The organism is Enteroscipio rubneri (assembly GCF_963929405.1).
In the GTDB taxonomy this organism is placed as follows: domain Bacteria; phylum Actinomycetota; class Coriobacteriia; order Coriobacteriales; family Eggerthellaceae; genus Enteroscipio; species Enteroscipio rubneri.
This window is the reverse complement of record NZ_CAWVIN010000002.1, coordinates 76,057-100,901: the sequence shown is the minus strand read 5'-3', so window position 1 is coordinate 100,901 and position 24,845 is coordinate 76,057. Positions and strand designations below refer to the sequence as shown.

General features: G+C 61.8%; 28 protein-coding genes. 1 reads left to right on the top strand and 27 read right to left on the bottom strand.

The window, feature by feature from the left end:
• Positions 1-76 precede the first annotated feature (76 nt).
• On the top strand, positions 77-1,222 hold the full coding sequence (locus tag ABGT83_RS03830) for a GGDEF domain-containing protein (protein WP_346686037.1): 1,146 nt from the start codon (positions 77-79) through the stop codon (positions 1,220-1,222).
• Positions 1,223-1,321: 99 nt separating this feature from the next.
• On the opposite strand, the gene nagA is transcribed toward ABGT83_RS03830, so the two are convergent.
• The 27 genes from nagA to ABGT83_RS03695 form a co-directional block, all read right to left on the bottom strand.
• Positions 1,322-2,446 (bottom strand): N-acetylglucosamine-6-phosphate deacetylase, encoded by a 1,125-nt coding sequence (nagA, locus tag ABGT83_RS03825; protein ID WP_346686035.1) that lies wholly within the window; start codon positions 2,444-2,446, stop codon positions 1,322-1,324.
• Positions 2,447-2,459: 13 nt separating this feature from the next.
• Positions 2,460-3,188, bottom strand: coding sequence for a glucosamine-6-phosphate deaminase (gene nagB / locus ABGT83_RS03820; protein ID WP_346686034.1), 729 nt, complete (start codon positions 3,186-3,188; stop codon positions 2,460-2,462).
• A 167-nt stretch (positions 3,189-3,355) separates the two neighbouring features.
• A complete protein-coding gene (locus tag ABGT83_RS03815; protein WP_103265570.1) occupies positions 3,356-5,533 on the bottom strand; it encodes a cytochrome C oxidase Cbb3 in 2,178 nt (725 codons plus the stop codon).
• Positions 5,534-5,716: 183 nt separating this feature from the next.
• The gene (locus tag ABGT83_RS03810) at positions 5,717-6,343 is read right to left on the bottom strand and encodes an adenylate kinase (protein ID WP_103265571.1); all 627 of its coding nucleotides are present in this window, start codon (positions 6,341-6,343) and stop codon (positions 5,717-5,719) included.
• A gap of 518 nt (positions 6,344-6,861) precedes the next feature.
• Positions 6,862-8,148 carry a preprotein translocase subunit SecY gene (secY, locus tag ABGT83_RS03805; RefSeq protein ID WP_103265572.1) on the bottom strand — a complete coding sequence of 429 codons (1,287 nt, stop codon included), beginning with the start codon at positions 8,146-8,148 and terminating at the stop codon, positions 6,862-6,864.
• Positions 8,142-8,591 (bottom strand): 50S ribosomal protein L15, encoded by a 450-nt coding sequence (rplO, locus tag ABGT83_RS03800; RefSeq protein WP_103265573.1) that lies wholly within the window; start codon positions 8,589-8,591, stop codon positions 8,142-8,144. Before rplO ends, secY begins: the two co-directional genes overlap by 7 nt.
• A gap of 264 nt (positions 8,592-8,855) precedes the next feature.
• The gene (gene rpmD / locus ABGT83_RS03795; protein ID WP_103265574.1) at positions 8,856-9,047 is read right to left on the bottom strand and encodes a 50S ribosomal protein L30; all 192 of its coding nucleotides are present in this window, start codon (positions 9,045-9,047) and stop codon (positions 8,856-8,858) included.
• Entirely contained in the window at positions 9,047-9,577 is a 531-nt protein-coding gene (gene rpsE / locus ABGT83_RS03790; RefSeq protein ID WP_103265575.1) for a 30S ribosomal protein S5, read from the bottom strand. Before rpsE ends, rpmD begins: the two co-directional genes overlap by 1 nt.
• Positions 9,578-9,592: 15 nt before the next feature.
• Positions 9,593-9,961, bottom strand: coding sequence for a 50S ribosomal protein L18 (rplR, locus tag ABGT83_RS03785; RefSeq protein WP_103265576.1), 369 nt, complete (start codon positions 9,959-9,961; stop codon positions 9,593-9,595).
• Positions 9,962-10,005: 44 nt separating this feature from the next.
• Entirely contained in the window at positions 10,006-10,548 is a 543-nt protein-coding gene (gene rplF, locus ABGT83_RS03780) for a 50S ribosomal protein L6 (protein WP_103265577.1), read from the bottom strand.
• 16 nt (positions 10,549-10,564) lie between these two features.
• The gene (rpsH, locus tag ABGT83_RS03775) at positions 10,565-10,963 is read right to left on the bottom strand and encodes a 30S ribosomal protein S8 (protein WP_346686030.1); all 399 of its coding nucleotides are present in this window, start codon (positions 10,961-10,963) and stop codon (positions 10,565-10,567) included.
• Between the two features lie 105 nt (positions 10,964-11,068).
• Positions 11,069-11,254: a type Z 30S ribosomal protein S14 gene (locus ABGT83_RS03770; protein WP_103265579.1), complete on the bottom strand. Its 186-nt coding sequence runs from the start codon at positions 11,252-11,254 to the stop codon at positions 11,069-11,071.
• Positions 11,255-11,363: 109 nt separating this feature from the next.
• A complete protein-coding gene (rplE, locus tag ABGT83_RS03765; RefSeq protein ID WP_103265580.1) occupies positions 11,364-11,915 on the bottom strand; it encodes a 50S ribosomal protein L5 in 552 nt (183 codons plus the stop codon).
• Positions 11,916-12,227: 312 nt separating this feature from the next.
• Complete coding sequence (rplX, locus tag ABGT83_RS03760; protein ID WP_103265581.1) at positions 12,228-12,548, bottom strand: 50S ribosomal protein L24; 321 nt, start codon at positions 12,546-12,548, stop codon at positions 12,228-12,230.
• Between the two features lie 14 nt (positions 12,549-12,562).
• Positions 12,563-12,931: a 50S ribosomal protein L14 gene (rplN, locus tag ABGT83_RS03755; protein WP_103265582.1), complete on the bottom strand. Its 369-nt coding sequence runs from the start codon at positions 12,929-12,931 to the stop codon at positions 12,563-12,565.
• 49 nt (positions 12,932-12,980) lie between these two features.
• Complete coding sequence (gene rpsQ / locus ABGT83_RS03750) at positions 12,981-13,241, bottom strand: 30S ribosomal protein S17 (RefSeq protein WP_103265583.1); 261 nt, start codon at positions 13,239-13,241, stop codon at positions 12,981-12,983.
• A gap of 27 nt (positions 13,242-13,268) precedes the next feature.
• Positions 13,269-13,463, bottom strand: coding sequence for a 50S ribosomal protein L29 (gene rpmC / locus ABGT83_RS03745; RefSeq protein ID WP_009306348.1), 195 nt, complete (start codon positions 13,461-13,463; stop codon positions 13,269-13,271).
• Positions 13,464-13,886: a 50S ribosomal protein L16 gene (rplP, locus tag ABGT83_RS03740; RefSeq protein ID WP_103265584.1), complete on the bottom strand. Its 423-nt coding sequence runs from the start codon at positions 13,884-13,886 to the stop codon at positions 13,464-13,466.
• Complete coding sequence (rpsC, locus tag ABGT83_RS03735; protein ID WP_103265585.1) at positions 13,887-14,600, bottom strand: 30S ribosomal protein S3; 714 nt, start codon at positions 14,598-14,600, stop codon at positions 13,887-13,889.
• 4 nt (positions 14,601-14,604) lie between these two features.
• Entirely contained in the window at positions 14,605-14,946 is a 342-nt protein-coding gene (gene rplV / locus ABGT83_RS03730; RefSeq protein WP_103265586.1) for a 50S ribosomal protein L22, read from the bottom strand.
• 13 nt (positions 14,947-14,959) lie between these two features.
• The gene (gene rpsS, locus ABGT83_RS03725; RefSeq protein WP_103265587.1) at positions 14,960-15,232 is read right to left on the bottom strand and encodes a 30S ribosomal protein S19; all 273 of its coding nucleotides are present in this window, start codon (positions 15,230-15,232) and stop codon (positions 14,960-14,962) included.
• Between the two features lie 22 nt (positions 15,233-15,254).
• Complete coding sequence (gene rplB / locus ABGT83_RS03720) at positions 15,255-16,085, bottom strand: 50S ribosomal protein L2 (RefSeq protein WP_103265588.1); 831 nt, start codon at positions 16,083-16,085, stop codon at positions 15,255-15,257.
• A gap of 343 nt (positions 16,086-16,428) precedes the next feature.
• A complete protein-coding gene (locus tag ABGT83_RS03715; protein ID WP_103265589.1) occupies positions 16,429-16,821 on the bottom strand; it encodes a hypothetical protein in 393 nt (130 codons plus the stop codon).
• A 330-nt stretch (positions 16,822-17,151) separates the two neighbouring features.
• A complete protein-coding gene (locus ABGT83_RS03710; protein WP_346686027.1) occupies positions 17,152-18,561 on the bottom strand; it encodes a trigger factor in 1,410 nt (469 codons plus the stop codon).
• A gap of 264 nt (positions 18,562-18,825) precedes the next feature.
• Entirely contained in the window at positions 18,826-22,443 is a 3,618-nt protein-coding gene (locus ABGT83_RS03705) for an ABC transporter permease (RefSeq protein WP_346686025.1), read from the bottom strand.
• A gap of 10 nt (positions 22,444-22,453) precedes the next feature.
• Positions 22,454-23,155, bottom strand: a complete 702-nt coding sequence (locus tag ABGT83_RS03700) for an ABC transporter ATP-binding protein (RefSeq protein ID WP_103265592.1) — start codon at positions 23,153-23,155, stop codon at positions 22,454-22,456.
• Positions 23,156-23,266: 111 nt separating this feature from the next.
• Positions 23,267-24,775, bottom strand: a complete 1,509-nt coding sequence (locus tag ABGT83_RS03695; protein WP_103265593.1) for a helix-turn-helix transcriptional regulator — start codon at positions 24,773-24,775, stop codon at positions 23,267-23,269.
• Between the last annotated feature and the right edge of the window lie 70 nt (positions 24,776-24,845).

Below are 24,845 nucleotides of genomic sequence, written 5' to 3'. Positions count from 1 at the left end.
CCCCTTCCAAAACCGAACGAAAGCGCTATACTTTATCTTTACGCTTACGGAATACCGTGCGGGATGGCGGCAAGAGGTGATCGTGCAATCACTGCTCTACATTGAAGTGAACCTGCTGTGCCTGCTCATCTTGGCGCTCGTCCTGATGAAGGTGCTTCGTGGCAACGACGTGCGCAGCCGGCAGTTCTGGTTCTCAGGCGTGCTGCTGGCAAGCATCCTCGCGTCGGCGCTCGACATGCTGTGGATTCTCGTGAGTACAGGCTCTATGAGCGTCTCCCCCGTCGGAAGCTTCGGTATAAACGCGACGTACTATCTCATGGCCTCGCTCGGCAGCTTCTGCTGGTTCGTCTACTCCGAGCGCGTGCAAACGTCGCGCCTCGTGGCCTCCCCCGCGCGGATCGTCGTATGCTCTGCACCGCTCATGGTTTCATTCGTGCTCGTGCTGTCTTCCTACTGGACGGGATGGGCGCTTTCCATTGACGCAGAGGGCGGCTACCACCGCGGCAGCCTGTATGCCGTACAGTTCTTCATAGTGTACAGTTATGGACTGGTCACAGCCGCACATGCGCTTGTGGGCGCGTTCAAGAAGGAGAACTTCGCCGTCAGGTCGCAGTACCTGTCGCTCACGTACTTCGCCGTGCTGCCGCTCGCGTTCATCACGTTGCAGGCCTTCGCCCCTAATGTGCCGCTTACCTGTGTGGGCGTGACCGTGGCGCTTCTCTGGGTGTATTTGGACATGCAGGAGCAGAAGATTTCGCTCGACCCGCTCACGCAACTGAATAATCGCACCCAACTGGCGAAGCACGTAGCGCAGCGCATGAGGCATCGCGATGCAGGGCAGACGCTGTGCCTGTTCATCGTGGATGTCGATCGTTTCAAGGGCATCAACGACATCTACGGCCACGTGGAGGGAGACCGTGCGCTCGTGCGCGTCGCCGACGCTCTGCGTCGCTGTTGCGCAGGCGGCTCCGCCTTCATCGCGCGCTATGGCGGCGACGAGTTCATCGTGGTGCGCGATTCCGCACGGACCTGCGACGCGACGGAGATGGGCGCGCGCCTAAACGCCGAGCTCGCACGGCTCGACGAGGCGGCCGGGGCGCCCTACGCCCTGCACGTCAGCGTGGGCGCCGCGGCCTACCGGGAGGGCATCGAGACGCTGCAGGACTTCATCCGCGAGGCCGACCGGGAGCTGTACGAGGCGAAGGCCGCCCGCGCCGCGTAGGGAATAGCCCCGTTCATGTCGCTTGGCGAGCATGGACTGTCTCCCCACCTGGCAGCAAGGGCACGTACGTAACGTTCTTCGTCCCGTTTGCGGCCCGTTCTACGCCAGCAGTCGCCCCCTCAACACCACGTGCCTCACGTCCAACGTTTCAGCGTCCAGCAGCACGGCGTCGGCCACCTTGCCGGGCTCGATGGCGCCGCGCTCGGCGTCCACGCCGATGGCGCGAGCCGGATTCGCGGTAGCGGCCTTCACGGCGCTTTCCAGCGGGATGTCAGCCTCGCGCACAGCCCAGCGCAGGCAGGCGGCCAAGTCGGTGGCCGATCCGGCAATGGTGCCGTCAGCCAGCGTGGCCAGGTTGCCGCGCACGGTGACGTCCTGCCCGCCCAGGTCGTACACGCCGTCCTCCAGGCCGGTAGCCCGCATGGAATCGCTGATGAGGACCATGCGATCGTCGCCGAACAGCCTGAACGCCATCCGCACCATGGCGGGATGGATATGCACGCCGTCGGCGATGAGCTCGGCTGTCACGTCGTCGCGCTCGAACGCCGCGGGAATAGGGCCCGGTTTGCGGTGGTGCAGCGGCGGCATGGCGTTGTACAGGTGCGTGAGCTGGCGCGCGCCGTGCTCGAACGCGGCGCGGGTGCAATCGTAGTCGGCTGTGGTGTGCGCGAGCGAGATGCGCACCTCGTCCGCCATCTCGTCGATGAAGGCGAGCGCGCCCTCTTCCTCCGGCGCGATGTCCACCAGCTTCACTAGGCCGCCCGCCGCCTCCTGCAAGCGGCGCAGCATGGCCGCGTCGGGCACCTGCACGTAGGCCGGGTTCTGCGCGCCTATCTTGTCGGGCGAAATGAACGGCCCCTCCATGTTCACGCCCACAAGCGCCGCTTCGTTGTCGGTCGGGGCGAACGCGGCCGCAGCCCGCATGATGCCGGCCAGCTTCTCCTCGGGATACGTCATGGTTGCCGGGCAGATGGCCGTCACGCCGCGGCTCGCCTCGTGACGCGCAATGGTGGACAGCGCCTCGCCCGTGCCGTCGCACAGGTCGGCCCCCAAACAACCGTGGAAGTGCACATCCACCAGCCCGGGGATCACGTAGCAGCCCGCGGCGTCCAGCACGTCACCGTCGCCCACATCGGCCGCCTCGACGAACCGGCCGTCGGCCACCGCCACGTCGCGCGTAGCGAAGCCCCGGCCGTCGAACACGTTTCCATTCGTTATGAGCATGGACGCTCCCCTCCTATCGGCAGAGCGCGCCCGCCGCCGGGTCGACGATGACGGTGGCGTTGGGGTGGAACTGTAGGATGGAGGCCGGCACCTGGGGCGTCACGGGGCCGAAGAACGCCTGCTTCACGATCTCGGCCTTGTGGGCGCCCTCCACCACCACGAGCACGCTGCGCGCGGCCATGATGGTGCCGATGCCCATGGTGTAGGCCTGGCGCGGCACGTCGTCGATGCTGTCGAACAGGCGGCTGTTGGCCTGGATGGTGCTCTCCGTGAGGTCGACGCAGTGGGTGGCCTTGGGGAACGTGTCCTCCGGCTCGTTGAAGCCGATGTGGCCGTTCGGGCCGAGGCCGAGCAGCTGCAAGTCGATGCCGCCCGCGGCCTCGATGGCCTCCTCATAGGCTGCGCATACGGCGTCAGCGTCCGGGTTGAATCCTTCCGGCACGTGCGTGCGCACCTGATCGATGTCCACGTGGTCGAACAGGTGCTGCTTCATGAAGTAGCGGTAGCTTTGGTCGTGCTCGGGGGCTAGTCCACGGTACTCGTCCAGGTTGAACGTGGTCACGTCGGCGAAGCTGATCTTGCCGGACGCGCAGTCCTCCACGAGGCAGGCGTACAGACCGATGGGCGTCGTGCCCGTGGCCAAACCCAGCACGCAGGCGGGATCGGCCTCGATGTACGAGGCGATGCGATCGGCAGCTTGACGGCTCATATCCTCCGCGCTGTCAGCAATGATGAATTCCATGCTCGGCTCCTCTCTGTTCGTTGTCGTTTGCCGGTGAAAGCGACGGCACCGCCTTCACCTCGCTCCCTTCCACCTGCACACTCCGCCTTCGGCATCCTTTGTCCGCAGACGCCGCGGCACGGCGTGCCACCGTCTGTCGTTAGAGCGTGCATCTTGTTAACCTGGTACTATGTCCAGAATTGCACGGTCTCGATGATATTCTGGTACGCCCAGGGGTACACATCGGAGTACCACCCGGTCTCCGGGACAAAGCACAAAAGCGCGCTGTACAGAACCGATAACGTCACGAGAACGAGCAGCACCTTCATGAGCAGGTTCTGTGTCGTCGTTCGCGGTGCAAGGTTCTCGTTCACCACGAACGCCAACAGCACGACGGCGGCCAGGAACATGAAACTGAAGTCTGCAAAGTACCGCTGCAGTATTCCGGCCATCTGCGCATCTAGCAGGGCTACGAGCACACCGCCTATCAACAGCACGATGATGACCCCGGCGATGGTGCGCGTGGCACGCTGCCGGAAGCGCAATTGCAGAATACGCTTGGCAAACGGAAGGATCCACAGTACGGGCAGGCACGCGAGGATGCCGCCGAACGTGGCCTCTTTGATGGTCTGTCCCATATAGGTCGTATCGAACGGTGCTGCTTGAAGGAAGGGGAATACCCCTGTTGCCGTCGGGGGCTGCACGAAGTACGCGAAAAATGCAGGTGCCAGCCGGCCGACGTTCCAGCCACGTTTCGTCATATCATTGACCGTGAGGTTGTAGTTCGCTCCAAAATCCGTAAACGACCCGAAGCGCGCGTAATTGTACCCCATGAGCCCGGCGGCCACCACGAGATACGGCAGGACAAGGCAGGCAAACTCGCGCGCACCGCGCGGCGTAAACAGGCGACGCTTCGTGATATAGACGCGCCAAAACAGCGGAAACGCCAAAAGCGACAGAACGAGTAGCTGCGGGCGGCAGCCGGCGACGAGAGCCATGCAGAGCGATCCGACCAGATACCAACCTTCAGGTCGCCCGGCAGCGCGCCCGCGCATCCAGAAGTAGAGACCCCATACCGAAAACGCCAAGCCGAGCGCAATGGGAAGCGAGTAGAACGTCGGGAACTTCAGCAGATATAGAATGCCGCAACACATGACAAGGGGTATCTGCAGCAACAGGTAAAGCCCGAGGCTCACCCGTTTGAAGTGGTAGCGCGCAAAGCGGTCGAGCAGGGCAGAACACCCCAGCACGAAGGCGATCACCGCAACAAGGACGCCGATAGCTGTGGGGAAATTCGCTCCCGTCAGCACATAGAACGGCAGATAGAACAGGAGTACCGGCACCACGCCGAAGTACACGTAGTAATGCCCGTCATGGAAGGCCACATCGAAGAGATAGGGCTCCCCCGTCGCTTTCTGCGCCTCGTCGCGCGCACCCTTATCATAGGGATCGCTCATGTCTTGCAACCAGTCCGGAGGTTCCTCTTCAAGGTAGAGCTGGCCCTTCGTCATAGCCTTTGCAAGCTCGGCATACTGCTGGGCGTTGTCGCCCCCTACCTCGAAGGCGTTCACCATGCTCGAACCATCCCAGGACCCGTTGTTGTAGTCCTTCGTTGCCACGCCCACAAGATTCGACCCCAGGAACAGATACGAACTCAGCAGGCAAACCTCGATGGCGACGGTCGCGATGATGATCGCCTTTGACTTTCGAGGCTGATCTACGATGCCGATACGATAGATGACTGAGCGCGGTCGAAACGCAAACACGAGACCCAGAAGCCCCGCCGTCGCCAGAAAGCGGGTCGTATTGAAATCGAACGGATGATGGGCGTTCAGGGTGATGCTCTTGAGCTTGATCGGATAGTTCGTATCGTCGCCGACAATTTCGATTCGCAGATTATCGACAATGCCGGTAGTATTCAGATTGATGTACTCGCTCTGATCAACGAACGTGGACACGTCCACATCAGGGACGCCCACCGTATACTCGGTGGAGTCGAAATACGTGAGATGCGCCTCATCGGTAAAGTGTATGCGCACCGTCAGCTCTTGGGCTGGTTGGTCGAAATCGAAATCGAGGCGCACATTGTGCACCTCGGTGTTCAGATCGGAGAACTCAAGCGTATGGTTCACCGTGGTGAGTTTATACGAGCCGTCGGTCGTCTCCTGCAGGTTCAGTCGATCGTCCAGATTGATGGTGTTGTAACCTGCCGAGAGAAAATAGTTCACGTTGAACACGAATGTCTCGAGCAAAAGCGCACAGGCCAATATGACGACGACGCTCTTCGCGATATGGAGCACCGACGCCCGATGGGAACGCATGAAGCCTTCGTAGGCGTAGGCTATGTTTTGACGAACAGTAGGCATCAGGAATTCCACCGTTCTGCCGCCGGCAGAACGGCCCAGTACAGCGAACAAGCCCCGCAGCACCCATTCCTGTTTCCGGTACGCTTGCTCGCGTGTACCGAACGGTTCGCTCGGCCGCGCGACAGAGCAATCTGGGATACCTCGAGGCTTCTCGCTGACATTATTGGTTCTACCAGAGAGGCGCTACAGGCTCAAGGCCTGCTTCACGTCCTCGTACACGACGTTCGGATCGCGGTCGCCATCGATGGAGACAAGCAGATCGCAGCCGCGATAGTAATCAATGAGCGGCGCCGTGGACTTTTCGTACACGTCGAGACGGTTGCGCACCGTGGCTTCGTTGTCGTCGTCGCGCTGGTACATCTCGCCGCCGCACTTCGGACACGTTTTATCGGCAGCCGTTCCAATGTAGCCACAATCCTTGCACATACGCCGCGACGTAAGGCGCTTGACTATAACCTCGGGATCGACGTCGATAAGAAGCGCTGCATCAAGCGGGCGCTCCAGCTTCGAGAGTTCTGCATCAAGCGCGACGGCCTGAGCGGATGTGCGCGGGAATCCGTCGAGGATGAAGCCTTTCTCCGTATCGGGATCCTGAAGGCGCTCCTCCACCAGACCGATGATCACATCGTCGGGCACCAGATCGCCCGCATCCATATACGACTTAGCCTTCTTGCCGAGCGGCGTGCCCTCTTTGACGGCTGCGCGCAGCATGTCGCCCGTGGAGATGTGCGGCGTTCCGAACTCGTCGACCAGCTTGGCCGCCTGCGTTCCTTTACCGGCGCCTGGTGCCCCCAACAACACGATGTTCATGATGAGATTTCCTTTCAACATACCGATCGGTTCCCGTATTGTACCAAAGCCCTCAGCTCGCCGCGCATATTTCACAGAAAGACAGGCCGGAGGATGCCGAGCAGGATGCAGAGGCTGAAAGGGCGAAGAGGCTGATGAAGTGGATTGTCATCTTGCGCCGCTCAGAAAGAGGTTTCTGCAAGAAATTCGAGGTATGGGAGTCCTCGAGGATTCGCTTTAAGCTCTTTTCGCGATGCAGGCACCTCCCTATATCCAAAAGCGCAGATCGGTGAATATGCAATGACTGTCCATTCTGCGACAGCCTGCTTTAGGGTTCCCATACCTCGTTTTTTCGACAGAATTCTAGAAATCAGCCGCGCTCGCTCTCCGGTGGCGCAGAAAGATTCGACAACTCGCATGGTTCATCAAAATGGTGCCACGAACCGGCGCGGTTTTCTCCACGGTATGACGAAAGGGCGGCCATAGCATGCGAAAAGGGGCCCACAGGCCCCTCTTCGTCGCATACGCGTCAGGCTTCCCTACTTGAAGAAGCCGTCGTAGTTGTGCATCTTCAGCTGGCTCTCCACTTTGTTCATGGTGTCGAGAGCAACGCCGATCATGATGAGGATCGACGTGCCGCCGAATGCCTGGACAAGCTGGTTGCCCGTAAAGAAGAAGATGATTGTCGGCACCACGGCAATAACAGCAATGAAGATGCCGCCGGGCAACGTGACGCGGTGCAGAACGTTCTTGATATAGTGAACCGTCGCCGAACCGGGGCGCACACCCGGGATGAAACCACCCTGTTTGCGCAGATTGTCCGCCGTCTCATCGGGATTGAACACCATGGAGGTGTAGAAGTACGCGAAGAACACGATGAGCACCGCGGTGAGGATCCAGTTTACCCAGCCGGTTGATATCGCATCGGCGGCAAACGTCAGCCACTCCACGTTGAACAAGGCCGCCAGCTGCGCCGGGAAGTAGATCAGGCAGCTCGCGAAGATGATGGGGATGACACCCGCCGCATTCACCTTGAGGGGAATGTAGGTGGACTGGCCGCCCATCATCTTGCGTCCCTGAACGCGTTTGGCGTAGTTCACGGGAATACGACGCTGGGCCCGCTCGACAAAGATGATCGCAGGAATGCACGCGAGCACAACGAGCACGATGAGCAGCGTGATGGCGATGCTCATGCCCATGTCGGCAGAGCTCTCAGTGATCGACGAATAGATGGCGCTCGGTACGCGTGACACGATGCTCACGAAAATGATAAGCGACATGCCGTTGCCCACGCCGCGCTGCGTGATGAGCTCGCCCATCCACATGATGAACGCCGTGCCCGCCACAAGCGTGAACACCACCATGATATCGGTCAGGATCGGAGGCACGTCCGTGCTGAACTGGACACCGTAGGCCGGCGACTTGAACAGCAGCAGGTAGCCGATGGCGTTGATAAGACCCAGGCCCAACGTCAGGTAGCGGGTGACCTGCGTGATCCGACGACGCCCGGTCTCGCCTTCCTTCGCCCAGCGGCCGACCGCCGGGATGACGCCCTGCATGAGCTGCATGATAATAGACGCCGTGATGTAGGGCATGATTCCGAGCGAGAACACGGAGAAGTTCGACAGCGCACCGCCTGTGAACAAGTCGAGCATCGTCATGGAGACGCCGCCGCTTTCCGTGAACTGGTTCGCGAACTCGTTGAACGGAATGCCAGGCACCGGAACGTACGCGCCGAAGCGGTACAGCGCCAAAATCGCCAGCGTAAACAGAATCTTATTACGCAGCTCCGGAACCTTGAACGCATCGATGATGGAGCTTAGCAAGGCTCTTCGACCTTTCCTCCGGCTGCCTCGATCTTCGCCTTCGCAGAGGCAGAAACCTTATCGACCTTGATGGTAAGAGCCTTCGTCAGCTCGCCGTCGCCCAGCACCTTCACGAGGGCATCCTCATGCTTGATGATGCCCTTAGCCTTCAAGCTTGCACCGTCGACAACGTCGCCAGCTTCAAAATGCTCCTCGAGCCGCTTGACGTTGACGGGAAGATACTCGACTCTGTTGATGCTCGTGAAGCCAGGGAGCTTCGGCAGACGACGCGCGAGCGGAGTCTGCCCGCCCTCGAAGCCGGGCCCCTTGCCGCCGCCGGCACGGGACTTCTGTCCATTCATGCCACGGCCGGAGGTCTTGCCAGTGCCCGAAGCCGGACCGCGGCCGACGCGCTTGCGGTTCTTGCGCGATCCTTCGGCCGGCTTGAGATCTTTGAGTTCCATATGATTCTCCTTGTCGCTTGACTGAGCTTTCCGCCCAGCGCTGGCAGCTCGCCGCCAGCAAACTTCCTTGAATCGACCATCGGCGCGCCGCAAGGCACGCCGATGGTCGATTATACCGTACTGGTCTGCCGACGTGAGCGTGAAGTACGGATACACCCGAGACCGCCTGATTCGCAGCCGCACAGGCTTTGCGCGCACGGCCGAGCGATAAGAGTCGGAGCCGGGTACCGTCGTCCTTCAGACGGTGCGGCAGAACGATGGATCCTACAGCTCCTCGACCTCGACGAGATGTTTGACCTTGAAGATCATGCCGCGGACGGACTCGTTGTCCACCTGATCGACCGTACGGCCGATCTTGCCGAGGCCGAGCGCGCGCAGCGTCTTGCCTTGATCACCCTTACGGCCGATGGAGCTCTTCACCTGGGTGATGCGCAGCGTATTCTTCGCGTCTGCCATTACTTCTTCTCCTTCCGGCCGTAGATCTGATCGACCGTCATCCCGCGACGCTCGGCAACGTCCTGGGGGCTCTGCATGTTTTTGAGACCCTCGGCGGTCGCCTTGACCACGTTCATCACATTGTCGGTGCCAAGCGACTTGGTGAGCACGTCGCTCACGCCCGCCAGCTCCATGACTGCACGAGCCGCACCGCCGGCGATAACGCCGGTACCGGGACGAGCCGGCTTGATAAGCACGCGACCGGCGCCGAATTCGCCGATGATCTCATGCGGGAGCGTCTTTTCTTCTGTCAGGGGCACGGCGAACATGTTCTTCTTCGCGTCCTCGACGCCCTTTTTGATGGCGATGGGCACTTCCTGGGACTTGCCCATGCCGACACCAACACGGCCGTTGCCGTCGCCGACCACCACAAGCGCGGTGAGCGCAAAGCGGCGGCCGCCCTTGACAACCTTCGAAACGCGGTTGATGTAGACGACGCGCTCCTGAAGCTCGGGGACCGCGGCGTTGTCTTGTCTGTTGTTACGAGCCATAGACCTTTACCCCTTCTAGAATTTCAAGCCTGCTTCACGGGCGGCGTCGGCGAGAGCCTTCACGCGTCCGTGGTACAGGTTGCCGCCACGGTCGAACACGACTTCCGTGACTCCGGACTCCTGCGCCTTCTTGCCGGCGATCTCGCCGAGCGCGGCAGCACCCTCGACAGTCGCACCGCTCTTGCCCGTCGCTTTGAACTCGGGGCCAAGCGTCGACACGCCACAAATGGTCTTGCCAGCGACGTCGTCGACGAACTGAACGTACACGTTATTGTTGCTGCGCGTCACGCAGAGGCGGGGACGCGTCGGCGTACCGGATACCTTGCCGCGCACGCGGCGGTGGCGACGAGCCAGCCCGGCTTGCTTTTTCTGAAGCTTGTTCATGCTAATCCCTTCGATCTCGATCCGTTACAGGCTGGTCGTCAAGCCTAATCGGACTTGGCAGCCTTGCCGAGCTTACGGCGGACGTACTCGCCCTCATAGCGGATGCCCTTGCCCTTGTACGGCTCGGGCTTGCGCCATGCGCGGATGTTGGCGGCCACCTGGCCGACCTGCTCCTTGCTCGGGCCGGATACGATGATCTCGGTCTGGCTGGGAACCTCAAACGTGATGTTCTCGGGCGCCTCGACGAGAACCGGGTGCGAGAAGCCGAGCTGCATCTCCAGGTCCTTGCCCTTGAGTGCGGCGCGATAGCCAACGCCGACGAGCTGCAGCTTCTTGGAGAAACCGCTGGAGACGCCCTCGACCATGTTGGAGACGAGCGTGCGCACGAGACCGTGGTAGGCCTTCGCTTCACGGGAATCATTCGGGCGCTCGACAATGATGTCGTCGCCATCGCGCTTGATGATCATGATGGAGGGGAAGCTGCGCGAAAGCTCTCCCTTCGGGCCCTTCACCGTTACGGTGGTGCCGTCGATAGTCACATCGACGCCGGCAGGAACGGTGACGGGCTGCTTGCCGATACGAGACATGTCAAACCTCCCTTTCCTACCAGATGTAGGCGACGACTTCGCCGCCGACGCCCATTTTGCGGGCATCGCGGTCGGTCATGACGCCTTTGCTCGTCGAAATGATGGCGGTACCGAGGCCGCCCAGGACACGAGGAAGCTCGTCCTTGCCCGCGTAGATGCGCAGGCCGGGCTTCGAGATGCGCCTGATGCCGCGGATGGTTTTAGCCTTCTTGTCACCGTATTTAAGGGCGAGCTCGAGCGTCGCGCGCGGCTCGCCGTCGATGACGTCGTATCCCTGGATATAGCCCTCTTCTTGCATGATGCGGGCCAGCTCGACAAGCTTCTTGCTCGACGGCATCGCAACCGTCGGCTTGCCGGCAGAGTTAGCGTTACGCACGCGCGTAAGCATGTCTGCAATGGGGTCGGTCATGGTCATAGTTCTTTTCTCCTTTGGTCCATGATGAGCCTGCAGATCCGGTTCGTCGGCGCCCATAACGCCTCCGCCTGGATCGTGGCACGCCCTGGCGTACCTAGTTCGTTCTTACCACGAAGACTTGGTCACGCCGGGCAGTTCGCCTTTGTTGGCCAGCTCGCGCAAGCAGATGCGGCACAGGCCGAACTTGCGGTAGTAGGCGCGAGGACGTCCGCAGCGCGTGCAGCGGTTGTGCTGACGCGTCGAGAACTTCGGCTCGCGCTTCGCCTTGGCGATCATCGATTTCTTAGCCATGCAAATCCTTCTTTCTCATATCCAACCCGTCCGTTTCGTTTGCACGGGCTCGAGTGCACACAGCGCGGGTCGTCGACCGATGACCCGCAGGCCGCGCCGAAGGCGGCGCTTACTTCTTGTCCTTGAAGGGGAAGCCCAGCGCATCCAGCAGCGCAAAGGCATCATCGTTGTTTTCCGCCGTCGTCACGAACGTGATGTCCATGCCGCGCGTACGATCGATCTTATCATAGTCGATCTCGGGGAAGATCAGCTGCTCGGTCACGCCCATCGTGTAGTTACCGCGGCCGTCGAAGCTCTTCGGCGAGATACCGCGGAAGTCACGGACGCGCGGGAGGGCGGTCGCCAGCAAGCGGTCGAGGAACTCCCACATACGGTCGCCGCGCAGCGTGACCTTGCAGCCGATGGGCTGCCCTTCGCGCACGTGGAAACCAGCGATCGACTTGCGAGCGCGCGTGATGCAAGGCTGCTGGCCGGTGATAACGCGCATATCCGCCATCGCAGCGTCAAGCAGCTTGTGATCGGCTGCGGCGGCGCCAACGCCCATGTTCACAACAATCTTCTCAAGGCGCGGGACCTGGTTGACGTTGCCGAGACCCAGCTCCTTCTCGAGCTTCGGCACGATCTCGGTGTTGTACATTTCCTTCAAACGAGGAATAGCCATGGTTCTTCCAATCCTTTCGATGAATTAAACGCAGGATTTCCGACCCTGCGTCCCTCGCCGCCGAAGCAGCAGGGGTCATTGTACTGCATTGGCCGTCGCTGGTCGCCGAAAAGTCAGCGAGGGCGGCTGCGGTGCCCCGAATTCGCGGGATCGCGAAGACGAAGCGTACTTCGGTACGCGAGCCTTCGTGATCGTGCGAAGGCGGGGTGCCACAGCCGGCCGCAGCGTCGACCCGTTCCGTCGGCCGTCAGGCCGGCGGATCAAACGCCGCAGCGTCGATCCGTTCCGCCGATCGAAGATCGGCGGAACGGACTAATCGATGTCTTTTCCGCACTTCTTGCAGACGCGAACTTTCTTGCCTTCGTCGTTGACGCGCTTGCTCACACGCGTGGCCTGCTTGCACGCGGGGCACACGAGCATGACGTTGGACACGTGGATCGGAGCTTCCATGGTGGAGATGCCGCCCTGAGGGTTCTGCTGCGTCGGACGCAGAGCCTTCTTAATCATGTTGACCTTCTCGACCGCAACGCGCTGCTTCTGCGGGAACGAGCGCAGAACCGTGCCTTCCTTGCCCTTGTCCTTGCCGGAGAGGACCTTCACCTTGTCGCCCTTCTTGATGTTCATGCTATTCATGTATGCACACCCCCTTAGAGCGTTTCCGGTGCCAGAGACACGATCTTCATGTACTTCTTGTCGCGCAGCTCGCGAGCCACCGGCCCGAAGATACGCGTACCGCGGGGTGCGCCTGAGTTGTCGATAAGCACGCAGGCGTTCTGATCGAACTTGATATAGCTGCCGTCGGGTCGACGAACTTCCTTCTTCACGCGCACGATCACGCAACGGACGACATCGCCCTTTTTCACGTTGGTGTTCGGCGCGGCTTCTTTCACGCTGCAGATGATAACATCGCCCAGTCCCGCGTAGCGGCGCTTGGAGCCGCCCAGGACCTTGATGCACTGCACCTTGCGAGCGCCGGAGTTATCGGCCACTGCGAGCATGGTTTGCATCTGAATCATTGCTTCAACCTAACTTTCATCTCGGTAATCCGAAGGGGTTGCCGTTGGACTACTTGGCCTTCTCGACGATCTTCACCAGACGCCAGCGCTTCAGCTTCGACAGCGGGCGGGTTTCCATGATCTGCACGGTGTCGCCGATGCCGGCCTCGTTGTTCTCGTCATGGGCGTGGAACTTCTTGGACGTTGTCATCATCTTGCCGTACACCGGATGCGGCTTGCGCTCCTTGACGAGCACGACGCAGGTCTTATCGTTGACAGCGCTCACGACGATGCCCTGACGGACCTTGCGGGAGTTGCGATCTTCACTCATGTAAATTCAACCTTCCTAACCGTCAAGCTAAGCGCTCAGCTCGCGGGCACGCATCTCAGTCTGGATGCGTGCGATGTCCTTCTTGACCTGCTTCACACGAGCGGTATTGTCGAGCTGGCTCGTGGCCATCTGGAAGCGCAGGTTGAAAAGCTCCGCGCGCGCTTCCTTGAGTTTCGCCTGCAAATCGTCGGCAGACAGCTCACGGATCTCTGCTGCTTTCATTTATTCCTGCCCTTCCGTTTCCTTGGAAACAATCTTGCACTTGATGGGCAACTTGTTGATGGCGAGACGCAGGGCCTCCTTGGCGGTCTCCTCGTCGACGCCGTCGATCTCGAACATGATGCGGCCGGGCTTGACGACCGCGACCCATGCCTCAGGATTGCCCTTGCCGGAACCCATGCGGGTTTCGGCCGGCTTCTGCGTGATCGGCTTATCCGGGAAGATTGTGATCCACACCTTGCCGCCGCGCTTCATGTGACGGGTCATGGCGATACGGGCCGCCTCGATCTGGCGGTTGGTGATCCAATGTGCCTCAAGGGCCTGGATGCCGTACGTGCCGTGGTTCAGCCGGGTTCCGCCTTTGGCCTTGCCCTTCATGGAACCACGTTGCACCTTGCGGTGCTTGACGCGCTTAGGTACGAGCATTTACTTGCGCCCCCTCTCGTTGCGGTCGTTACGACGGGAACGGCTCGGACGGGAGCTGCCCTCGAGCGCCGGCTGCGGCGCTTTCTGGCCAGGAAGCATCTCGCCGTGGTACACCCACACCTGCACGCCGATGGAACCCATCGTGGTGGCGGCGGTGGCGAAGCCGTAATCAATCTTCGCGCGCAGCGTGTGCAGCGGCACGCGGCCCTCGCGGTACCACTCGCGACGGCTCATCTCCGCGCCGCCCAAGCGGCCGGAGCACTGAATGCGGATACCCTTGGCACCGCTCTTGCGGGCGGACTGAACCGCCTTGCGCATGGCGCGGCGGAAGGCCACGCGGCCCTCGAGCTGTTCCGCAACGGACTGAGCGATGAGCGCAGCGTCAAGTTCGGGGCGCTTGACCTCGATGACTTCGATGGACACGGGGCCGTTGGCCACCTTGTCGAGCTTCTTGCGCAGGGCGTCGATCTCAGCGCCCTTCTTGCCGATCACAACGCCCGGGCGGGCCGTGGTGATGACGATCTTGATCTTGTCGCCGGCGCGCTCGATCTCGACCTTTGAGACGGCGGCACGGGCGAGCTGCTTGTCCAAAAACTTCCTGATGGCCAAGTCGTTTTCCAGGTTCTTGGCGTAATCCTTATCGGCGTACCAGCGGCTGCGCCATTCCTCGGTGATACCGAGGCGGAACCCGGTAGGGCTAACCTTCTGACCCATGCGCTTATGCCTCCTCTCGCGGTGCTACGATGATCGTGATGTGGCTCGTGCGCTTGCGAATGCGCGACGCGGAACCCTTGGCGCGCGGACGGATACGCTTCAGTGTGGGGCCTTCATCAGCGAAGGCCGTCTTCACGACGAGCGTCTCCGGGCGCACGTGATGCAGGTGCTCAGCGTTGGCCACGGCGGAGTTCAGCGTCTTCTCCACGATCTCCGCAGCGCCGCGGTTCGTGAACTGCAAGATCTCGCGAGCCTGAGGCACGGACTTGCCGCGGATCAGATCGACCACGATGCGCGCCTTGCGGGGCGAAACGCGGACGTAGCGTGCTATTGCTTTAGCTTCCATTGTTCACCCCTTCTTATCGCTTGCCCTTGTCGGCGGAGTGACCCTTGAACGTGCGGGTCGGGGCGAATTCGCCCAGCTTGTGGCCGACCATGGATTCTGTAATGTATACCGGCACGTGCTTGCGGCCATCATGGACGGCGATGGTGTGGCCCACCATCTCCGGGAAGATGGTGCTTGCGCGCGACCAGGTCTTGACGACGTTCTTCTCGCCCGCCGCATTCATCTTCTCGATGCGATCAAGAAGGCGCGGTTCGACGAAAGGACCTTTTTTCAAACTTCTGCTCACTATTACTCCTTAACGCTTAGCGCTACTTCTTGCGGCGGCGGATGATCAGGCGGCTCGAAGCCTTCTTCGGATTGCGGGTACGATGGCCCTTCGTCGGAACGCCCCACGGAGTGACCGGATGGCGACCGGCGGACTTGTTCTTGCCCTCGCCGCCGCCATGCGGGTGATCGACCGGGTTCATGACCGTACCGCGAACGGTGGGACGGATGCCCTTCCAGCGATTACGGCCGGCTTTTCCGACGCGAATGTTGGCATGCTCGGCGTTGCCAACCTCGCCGATGGTGGCACGGCAGGTGACGAGCACGCGGCGCATCTCGGAGGACGGCATGCGGAGGATGGCGTACTTGCCTTCCTTGCCCATGAGCTGAATGCTCGTACCGGCAGAGCGGGCGATAGCGGCGCCCTTGCCAGGCTGGAGCTCGACGGCGTGAATGAGCGTGCCGACGGGGATGTTCGTCAACTGCATGGCGTTGCCCGGCTTGATATCGGCCTCGGGACCGCTCATGACAACGTCGCCCACGCGGAGGCCCTTCGGGTGAAGGATGTAGCGCTTCTCGCCGTCGGCGTAGTTCAGAAGCGCGATGCGCGCCGAGCGGTTCGGGTCGTACTCGATGGTTGCGACCTTCGCGGGGACACCGTCCTTGTTACGCTTGAAGTCAATGATGCGATAGCGACGCTTGTTGCCGCCGCCCTGGTGGCGCGTCGTGATGCGGCCGTAGTTGTTGCGGCCGGCCTTGTTCGACAGCGGCGCAAGCAGAGACTTCTCCGGCTTGTCCGTCGTGATCTCGGCGAAGTCCGAGACCGTCTGGAAGCGTCGGCCGGGGCTTGTCGGCTTGTACTGTTTAACTCCCATGTCTTTCCTTTCTTCGGTTTTCTGCTCGCACGCACACTCCCTGCGCACCCCAGAAAACCCTGCTGACCTGTGTGGCCTCGCTCGCCGCGCCCCGTCTTGAATGGAGTGAGACGTCACGACTCCGAGTATCCACGCCTCCGGGTGTGTCCATACACAACCAGACGCAAACGAGAATTATACGCAGAAAGCGCCTGGTAATCAAGGACTATTTTCATAGACACAACCTGAGCACAACGGTCACGGTCGGTTCCCGATCACGGAGGGCGCAGACGCAGTCAAGGTTATCGACGCGCAGTCGACATGGACGCGGACAACAGGCCCGCCCTTGGCACGAGCATGAGCGTCAGGCGAAATGTTTTAGAAGGCTGACGGCGGCGGGCTGCAATCCGGGAGCAGCGCCGGAAAGCGTTCCTGCGGCGATGGATCCCAGGATATCGCGCGCGGCAGCGGCCTGCTCGGGCGGAACCTCCTGGTTCGGATCAAGCAGTGCCGCAAGGCCCCTCATGGCATCTGCGCCTAAAGCCTCGTTCAAACCCGGACCGCGGTAATCCCGCAAGAAGCGAGCTATGTTCACAATGTCAGACGCATCGTTGAGCGAGACGAGAACTCGGCCATCGTCCGTGCGCATGCTCTTGGCCGTAGCCGGCAGCCGTGCAAAACCGCCCGACGCGAGACCACCCGCGATCATTCTGACCTCGTCGGTTCCCTCAGCGCCTTCCCTATCGCTTCCGTCCATACGATATCCTCTCTTCGACAACGCAAGGCTCGCCTGACCTTCGCGTCGCGCGAGCGAAACCACGATCGAACGTGCCGATCAGGCTCGGTCGTTCAACCAGCCGACGGTCTGCGACACGCGGCTTTGTCGGCGATCTTCCCTGCATCTTATTATCACGAATCAAACTCGAATCCGCGCACGAGATTCGTCCGGTTGTCAACAATTAGCCCGTTACCGGCTCCGAGAAGAGCGCCGTTCCTCAAAAAACGACGCTCTCCGCCCCGAGAAACAGCGAGCACGAGAAGAGAACGCCCCGTTCGCGCCCTCCTCTTCGACGCAACCGTACCCGGCCTACTCGGCGTTCTCCTTCTTTGCCTTCTCGTCGGCTTCCGGATCGACCTTCTTCGCATGCTCTTCGGTCTTCGGATCATCCTTCCCGGCCTGCGCCTTCTCCCCCTTCGCGCTCGCGTTCACGGCGGAGTCCTCCGAATCCTTGATGACCACCTCAGCATGCGAGAGCAGCCAAGCGTTGGCTTTCATGCGCTGCGCGAGCTCCCGCAGCGCGAAGCTGCGCCCGCTCTCCTCCATCTCGCGACGCGCGGCGGCAGGATTCTGGGGATTCATGGCACGAGCCGCTTCGTCGAGATCCGCATCGTCGAGCGTCATGCCCTCGTGACGGAACAGCGCATCAAGGGCGTACCCCTGCGCGAGCGTTGCACGCGTCTGCAGCATCATGAGCATGCCGAACTGTTGCTCGCCTCCTTGGCTTTGTATGAACTGCTCGAATGGAATGCCCTGTTGGGCGAGCTGCGCGCGCATGTTTGCCACAAGGTTTTGCTGCGTCGACTCGTACACCGCGTCGTCAATGCGCCCCTTGAACCGCTTTGCCAGTTCAGCGGCGGCAGCCTGCAGCTTGTAGTTCTCATATTGGGCGCGACGCTCGGTGCCGAGACGCTCCTCTACGCTGCTGCGCAGCGCCTCGGCACCGCGATACATGGGCATGTTCTGCGAAACCCATTCGTCGTCAATGACGGGCACGACCTTTTTCTGCATCTCCCTGATCGTGACCGTACAATCGATGACGGGCGCTTTCTCGCCGCCGGGCATCTCGAAGGAAAACGATTTCGACTCTCCCACGTTCATTCCGATCAGCTGCGACTCGAAGCTCGGAGGCATGAAGCTCATGCCCGTGATGTAGGTGCGTCCTTCGGTGGACAGGTTGTCCATCTTCTCGCCATCCTGGAAGGCCTCCAGCGCCAACAGGAAGCTGTCGCCTTCTTCGACAGGGCGCGGCTCATCGGCTTCGAACTTCGCAAAGCTGTCCGCCAACTGCTCGAGCTGCGCGTCCACCTCGCCTTCGTCCAACGTGAAGGGCGGCACGGTGACGGTCACAGGCTCGTACGACGTGAGCTCGTAATCAGGCTTCGGAGCCACGCGAAGCTCGAATGAGAATGTCTGACCGCGCTTGAGCGGAGTCTGCGCCTGCAGCTTGGGGGGATAGGCCGGGATGATGTTGCGCTTGTCGATAGCGAAAGGCACGAGATATTCGGCAGCCTGCTGCTGCACGAGCGCATCAAGATCCTTGATGCCCAGCTGCTCTTCAGCAAGCTGCGCGACCGTCTTGCCAGCAGCAGGCTGCAGCCCCATCTGCTGGGCGAAACCATACTGCGCCATCGTGAGCGCATGGGCGACCTCTGCAGTCGATGCGATCGCCTCCAGCAGAATGAACCCGCCGTCGACCTTCTTCTCGGTCACTTTCATGAAAGATCCCCTATCTCGTCTCCAATCGTCGATGAGCTATTGTAGCGCACCGAAGCCACGCCGCACTCCGCGTCGTTCCGCACCATCGAATAACCCGCCAGGACCCGAATCCTCTCCCATGCCGCCAAGCGTGCTCAATCTTGAGCGTGGAAACGGCGGAAGGTCCGTCGCAGGGCCTACACGAGCCGAACAGCCCAGCGGACCGGTCGTGCGAACATGGTTGCATGCATCACGCCCTCCGCTGCCAGAACCCTTCGCCAAAAGCTATTCGTTCGACTTGAGGCTCTCCACCATGTCGATACGGCGCAGCTTGCCCCGCATAGCCAGCATGACGAGCACGGTGAACAGCATGGTGAGCGCAAACGCGATCACGAAGCTTGCAACATGAATCTCGCGGCCGAACATCACCTGGTTGACCTCGGCGGTGACCACGACGAAGCTCTCCATCCACACGCCCAGCACAAGTCCGACCGCGCAGCCGATGGCCGCCAGCAGGAACGTCTCGCGGTAGATATAGGCGTTTACTTCGCGAGGCGTGAAGCCGAGCACCTTGAGCGTGGCGATTTCGCGCACCCGTTCGGTGATATTGATGTTCGTGAGGTTGTACAGCACGATGAACGCGAGCGAGGCGGCGGCCACCACAAGCACCACCACGATCATGTTCACGCTCGAGAGCATGTCGCGGTAGGCTTCGATTGTTTCATCGTTGTAGGCGACCGTCTTCACTCCCTCGATGGCGCCGAGCTTCTCGGTGAGCTCGGCGCGTGCATCGGAATCGGTGGTGGTGACGGCCAAGATCGTCGTGAACGAGGGCCGTTCGCCCATGAGTTCGTCGTAGCGGTCGGGTCCGACGAACACGTAGTTGTAGATGTAGTTCTCCATGACGCCGGTCGCCTCGACGGCGTGTGGCGACCCCGTGGCGTTGCCGATGGCGTCCTGCTCGGTGAGCTGCACGTCTTCGCCCGCCGCGACGCCCAGCTGATCGGCCAGCTTCTCACTCAAAACGACACCGGCATTTCCCAGCTCAAGGGGCTGATGGCCCACGCGCGTGCGCATGAGGACGAACTCGTCCAAGCGCGAAGGCTCCTCCGGCACGACCACCTGGACGGGCACGTCGGCATCGTCAGGGCCGCTCGCCAGCATGTTCGAACGCTCAGCCCGCATGTGCGAGCTCACATAGCGCGAATCGTCCAGCAGGTCGTCGAGCTGGTCCCGGGAGGCACGTGGAATATCCTCCTCCACCGAGATCATGGCGTTGTACTTCGTGATGGTGCCAAACTGGTTGTCGATAATGTCATTGATAGCGTCGGAAAGCCCGAGCCCTGTGAGCAGGAGCGCCGTGCAACCCGCAATGCCGATGACGGTCATGACGAAGCGCTTCTTGTAGCGGAACAGATTGCGGAACGTCACCTTCCATGAAAACGAAAGGCGCCGCCACACCGGCCCCACACGCTCGAGCAGGATGCGTTTGCCTGCCTTCGGCGCACGCGGCAGCATGAGTGTAGCAGGACGCTCGCGCAGCGTCGCGGCTGCGGCTGCGGCCGTGGCGATGAGCGTCACGCCCACGCCGAGGCCGCCGGCGAGCGCGGCAAGGGGCCAGTCGATGGACAGCGGCAGCGGCTGGGCGGGCACGAAGTAGATAATGCCGTAAGCCTTCATGATGACGGCGGGCAGCACCTGCGAGAGAACGCCGATGCCGACGATGCTGCCTGCGACGCTGGCGGCGGCCGCATAGGCGAGATACTTCGAAGCGATGCGCCAGCGGCTGTAGCCGAGCGCTTTGAACGTGCCGATGAGCTGGCGCTCCTCCTCAACCATGCGAGTCATAGTGGTGAGTGCTACGAGCGCCGCCACAAGGAAGAAGATGAACGGGAACACCTGCGCGATGCTGTCCACGCGGTCGGCATCGGCATCGAAGCTGGCCACGCCGTAGTTGGCGGTGCGGTCCATGACGTACCAGACGGCATCGTCGATGTCGTCGATTTGGCGTTGCGCGTCGTCAAGCTGGCGCTTCGCATCAGAGAGCCGCTCTTCGGCATCCTTCTTCTGCGCCTCGTATTCGGCAAGGCCGCTCTCGTAGTCATTCAAGCCGCGCTCGTAGTCGGCCTTGCCCTGCGCTAGCCGCTCGCGCCCGCTCGCCAGCTGCGCAGCCGCATCGTCGAGCTGTCGCTGAGCGGCTGTCAGCTGCGCGTCGGCCTCCTGCTTGCTGGCCTCGTATTGGGCCTGCCCTTCGGCCGCCTGATCCTCCCCGGCCCTGAAGCGAGCAACAGCATCCTGCGCTTGCTCTATCTGAGCTTGGGCGTCTGCAAGCTGCTGCCCGGCCGGGACGATCTGCTCCCGGTACGTCCGATCGAGCTGCTCGCGCTGGGCGTTCAAATCCTTGAGCGTCGCCTGGGCCTCGGAGCGCTGCTGCTCGAGGTCGGCGATGGTCGCAGGCAACTGCCCTTGAGCGGTTTGAAGCGCAGCGAGCTGTTGGCGGAGCTTCGCGAGAGCATCCGGATCCTGCTGATCGGGCGGCAGCGCCTCCATGGTCGCAATCTGCTCTTGCACGGCATCTATCTGCGCTGGCAGCGCATCGAGATTGGCCTGCGCTTCGGCGATGCCCGCGTCGATCTGCTCAATTCCCTGACGCGCCTGCGCGATGCCCGCATCTACCGCATCCGAGCCCTGCTGCCATGCGGCTGTTTTTCGAGCCAGATCATCGCTTCCCTGCTGCCATTGGGACTGCATGCCGGGAAGCGCCTGCTCGAGCGCCTCGATGGTGGCACGGTTCGCGTCGAGTTCGGCACGGCTGGCCGCCAGCCGTGCTGCCGCGTCTGCAAGCTGCTCGTCGGCACTCGCGCGCTGGCGCTCAAGCTCGGCTTTTCCGTCGTCATAGCGCGCCTGCGCTTCGGCGAACGTTTGTTCGTTCTCGGCTATGACGCCTGCCGCACCGTCGAGCCGAGCCTTTGCGTCGTCAAGCTGCCGTTTCGCCTCGGCCAACTGCGTTTCGGCGTCGGCCCTCTGCCGCTCGTAGTCGGCGTGCGCATCATCCAGTTCGGTTTGGGCGTCGGCCCGCAGACCTTCTGCGCGGTCCTTTTCGCGCTCGGGCGCAATGGCCTCGATGCGATCGGTCACCTGCGTCACCCGCTCGTCGTAAGCTGCGCTGCCGGAACTTTCGTCCGCGGCGCCCACTACGGTGAGAAACGCCTCGGTGAACGGCAGATCCGACGAGAAGTCGCTTTCAGGCACATACATGTATTGCGTGATTGATCCGCTGCCGAGCGAGGTTGATCCCAGGCTCGAGGACGTGGCGTAGTACGGCGCGCTCACGAAACCTACGACTGTGTACTCGTCCACCACCAGGGCGTTCTCCATGCCCTCGGCTTCCTGCGAGATACGCACGACGTCGCCTACGCGTGCATTCTGCGCCGCCACAAGGTCGGCCGAGAGCACGCACTCCCCCGTTCGTCGGGGCCATGACCCCTCCATGAGAATGGGGCGGTTCAGGTACTCGGGATCATCCGAGCGCGCATGGACGCCGTCGGAAGCGTCAGACGAGCGCGCTGCGTCGGGCAACGAGTGCACGCGCGTTGCGTACTGCTCGCCCCCAATGGTGGCCATGACATCGGTCTCGTAGGCGGGCATGACGGCCTGAACGCCCTCGACGTCGCGCAGCGCCGCGATGTCGTCCTCGGTGAGACCGAGCGTCGAGAGCACCCGTACGTCCATGAGCGCGGTGCCGTCGTAGAATTCGTCGGCCGCGGTTTTCATGTCGGGAGCGGTCATGCGCAGACCGGCGTAGAACCCGGTGCCGAGCGCGACGATGGCCGCGATAGCTAAAAAGCGCCCGAGCGAATGGGTGATCGAACGGAGAAGCTCTTTGTTGAACGCGCCGCTCACAGACCCTCTGTCACCACTCGAGCGTTTCGGCGGAAGCAGGCGCGTCGTTCACGTCGACGCTCGCCACGCGCCCTTCACGGATGTGGATGACGCGGTCGGCAATGGCCGTGAATGCGGCATTGTGCGTGATGAGCACCACCGTCTTGCCGGTGTCGTAGCACGTGTCCTGTAAAAGCTTGAGTATGGCCTTGCCCGTCTGGTAGTCGAGCGCGCCGGTGGGCTCGTCACACAAAAGGAGCTTCGGGTTCTTCGCCAGCGCTCGCGCGATGGCCACCCGCTGCTGCTCGCCGCCGGAGAGCTGCGCCGGGAAGTTGCCGAGGCGATGCCCCAGGCCCACCTGCCGCAGCACGGATGCCGCATCGAGCGGGTCCTTGCAGATCTGGCTGGCAAGCTCCACGTTCTCGAGCGCCGTGAGGTTCTGCACGAGGTTGTAGAATTGGAAGACAAAACCGATGTCGTAGCGGCGATAGAAGGTGAGTTCTTTGCTGCCGAACGCGCTGACGTTGCGGCCGTCGAGCACGATGGAACCCGACGAGCAGGAGTCCATGCCGCCGAGCATGTTCAAGAGTGTCGTCTTGCCAGCGCCCGACGGTCCGACGACCACGACGAGCTCGCCGCGCTCGATGTCAAACGTCATGCCGTCGACGGCGGCCACCTCGACCTCGCCCATGCGGTACACCTTGCGCACGTCGCGAAACTCCACGAACGCCACGAGCCGCCTCCTTCCTTTCAGACGACAATCCCGATGACCTTACGATACACGAACAATCCCGCAAGCACCAGTAACGGAATCATACCTGTTCGCGGTCTGCAAAAGCGGCGGCTATTCCTCAAGACAGCGTGCAACGGTGTTGAACAGCTCCAAGCGGGTATGCGCGTCCAGCTTTTCATAGATGTGGCGTGTGTGGGACTTTACCGTTTCGGTGGATACCGAAAGGCTCTGGGCAATGAAGCCGCGATCGTATCCTTTGACGAGGTAGACGAGGATCTCGGACTCGCGCGGCGTGAGGGCAAAGCGTGCCGAAGCCAGCGTGCAGGCTCTCGCCATGGAGCCGTCGTTCGTCATGGTTTGACGGGGCCTCGATTCCGTGCTCAAGCGCGCCATGAGCACGATACTGGCGAACAGCAGCAGGTAGATCATCGCGTTCGACGCCGATGCCACAATAGACTGCGGATCAAGAGCCGCATGGAACCAGTTGCCCGCTGCAGCTCCGAAGATCTGGCCTGCCTGGCTGGCCAGAAAACCGCCGATGAACACGCGGGCAACGTCGTTGCAGCGTCGCGTGTAGATGACGCAGAACACCCACAGCAGACCGAAGAAGTACATGAACCCCATAGTATGGATGGCGAGCGCGAACGTCGCTCGCCACGGTGTCTGCTGGACGGCGAGCGCCATCACGACAAAAGCCGCAGCGATGAACCCAATCGCACGATAGAACAGCGCGAACGACTCTCCGTCGCCCGGCACTTTGGATAGAAGCAGCATGGCCGCGGCGCAGGCGGTGGCGATGCCGAACACCCCCGCGCTCTGCGCCGCCAACGCATCTGCGCCCATGAGGCTGCGGAGCAACCCCGCCGAGGCTCCGAGCACCACGACGAGTCCCATGAATACGGCGAGCGGCGAGACGCGCCGCTCGCGCTCACTGCTGGACGCGCCCACCGAAGCCGGATCGTCCGACGGCGCGTAAGGCGTCTCTTCGGAAGCGCCCTGCAACCCTTCGCCATCCTGGTACAGCGCCCGATAAAACGAGAACGCCGCCGCGAACGGAATGGCCATCATGCACGCAAGCGCCGCAGGCGGCGGTGCGAGTGCTATGAGCGCAGTCGTCAGAGCGCTCGCGAGCAGCGAGAACGCAACAAAGTGCAGAACGACGCCGGAATCGTAGCGAGTGATGAGCGACCCCCAGAACGCGGTCATCATCCCTGTGCCGACCCCCGAGGAAATCGCGCCGACAAGCGGCAAGACCGGCGCAGCCTCCGGGGAGAGCCCTGCGACGCCGATGAGCACGACGCTCGCTGTCATGCAGCAAGCACTTGCAATCAGCCCACCGCGGCCCGGCCCGCGTCGAAGGCGCGAAACGAGGAAGAACGCTGCGAGCACAAGCGTGCATACGATAAGCGATATAAGCCAAAAGCCGTTCACCGCCAGGCCGTTCGCAAGGGGGCCAAAAGGCGCGTCAAGTACCCCGCTCCAGCTCATCGCGAAAATCCATGCGTTGAACAAAGAGAGCGAGGCGGCAAGGCTGCGATGGCTTGACAGCATCGCGCGAAATTGTTCGAACGAGCTCAGTTTAAACGGAGCCGCGAGCGGCCCTTCGCTGTTCTGCATCATCCCTCCTCCGTACCGCCCAGTATACCCGATCGGACATTTGCCGCCGCGGGTGCGGTCGCCGGAGGGAGGA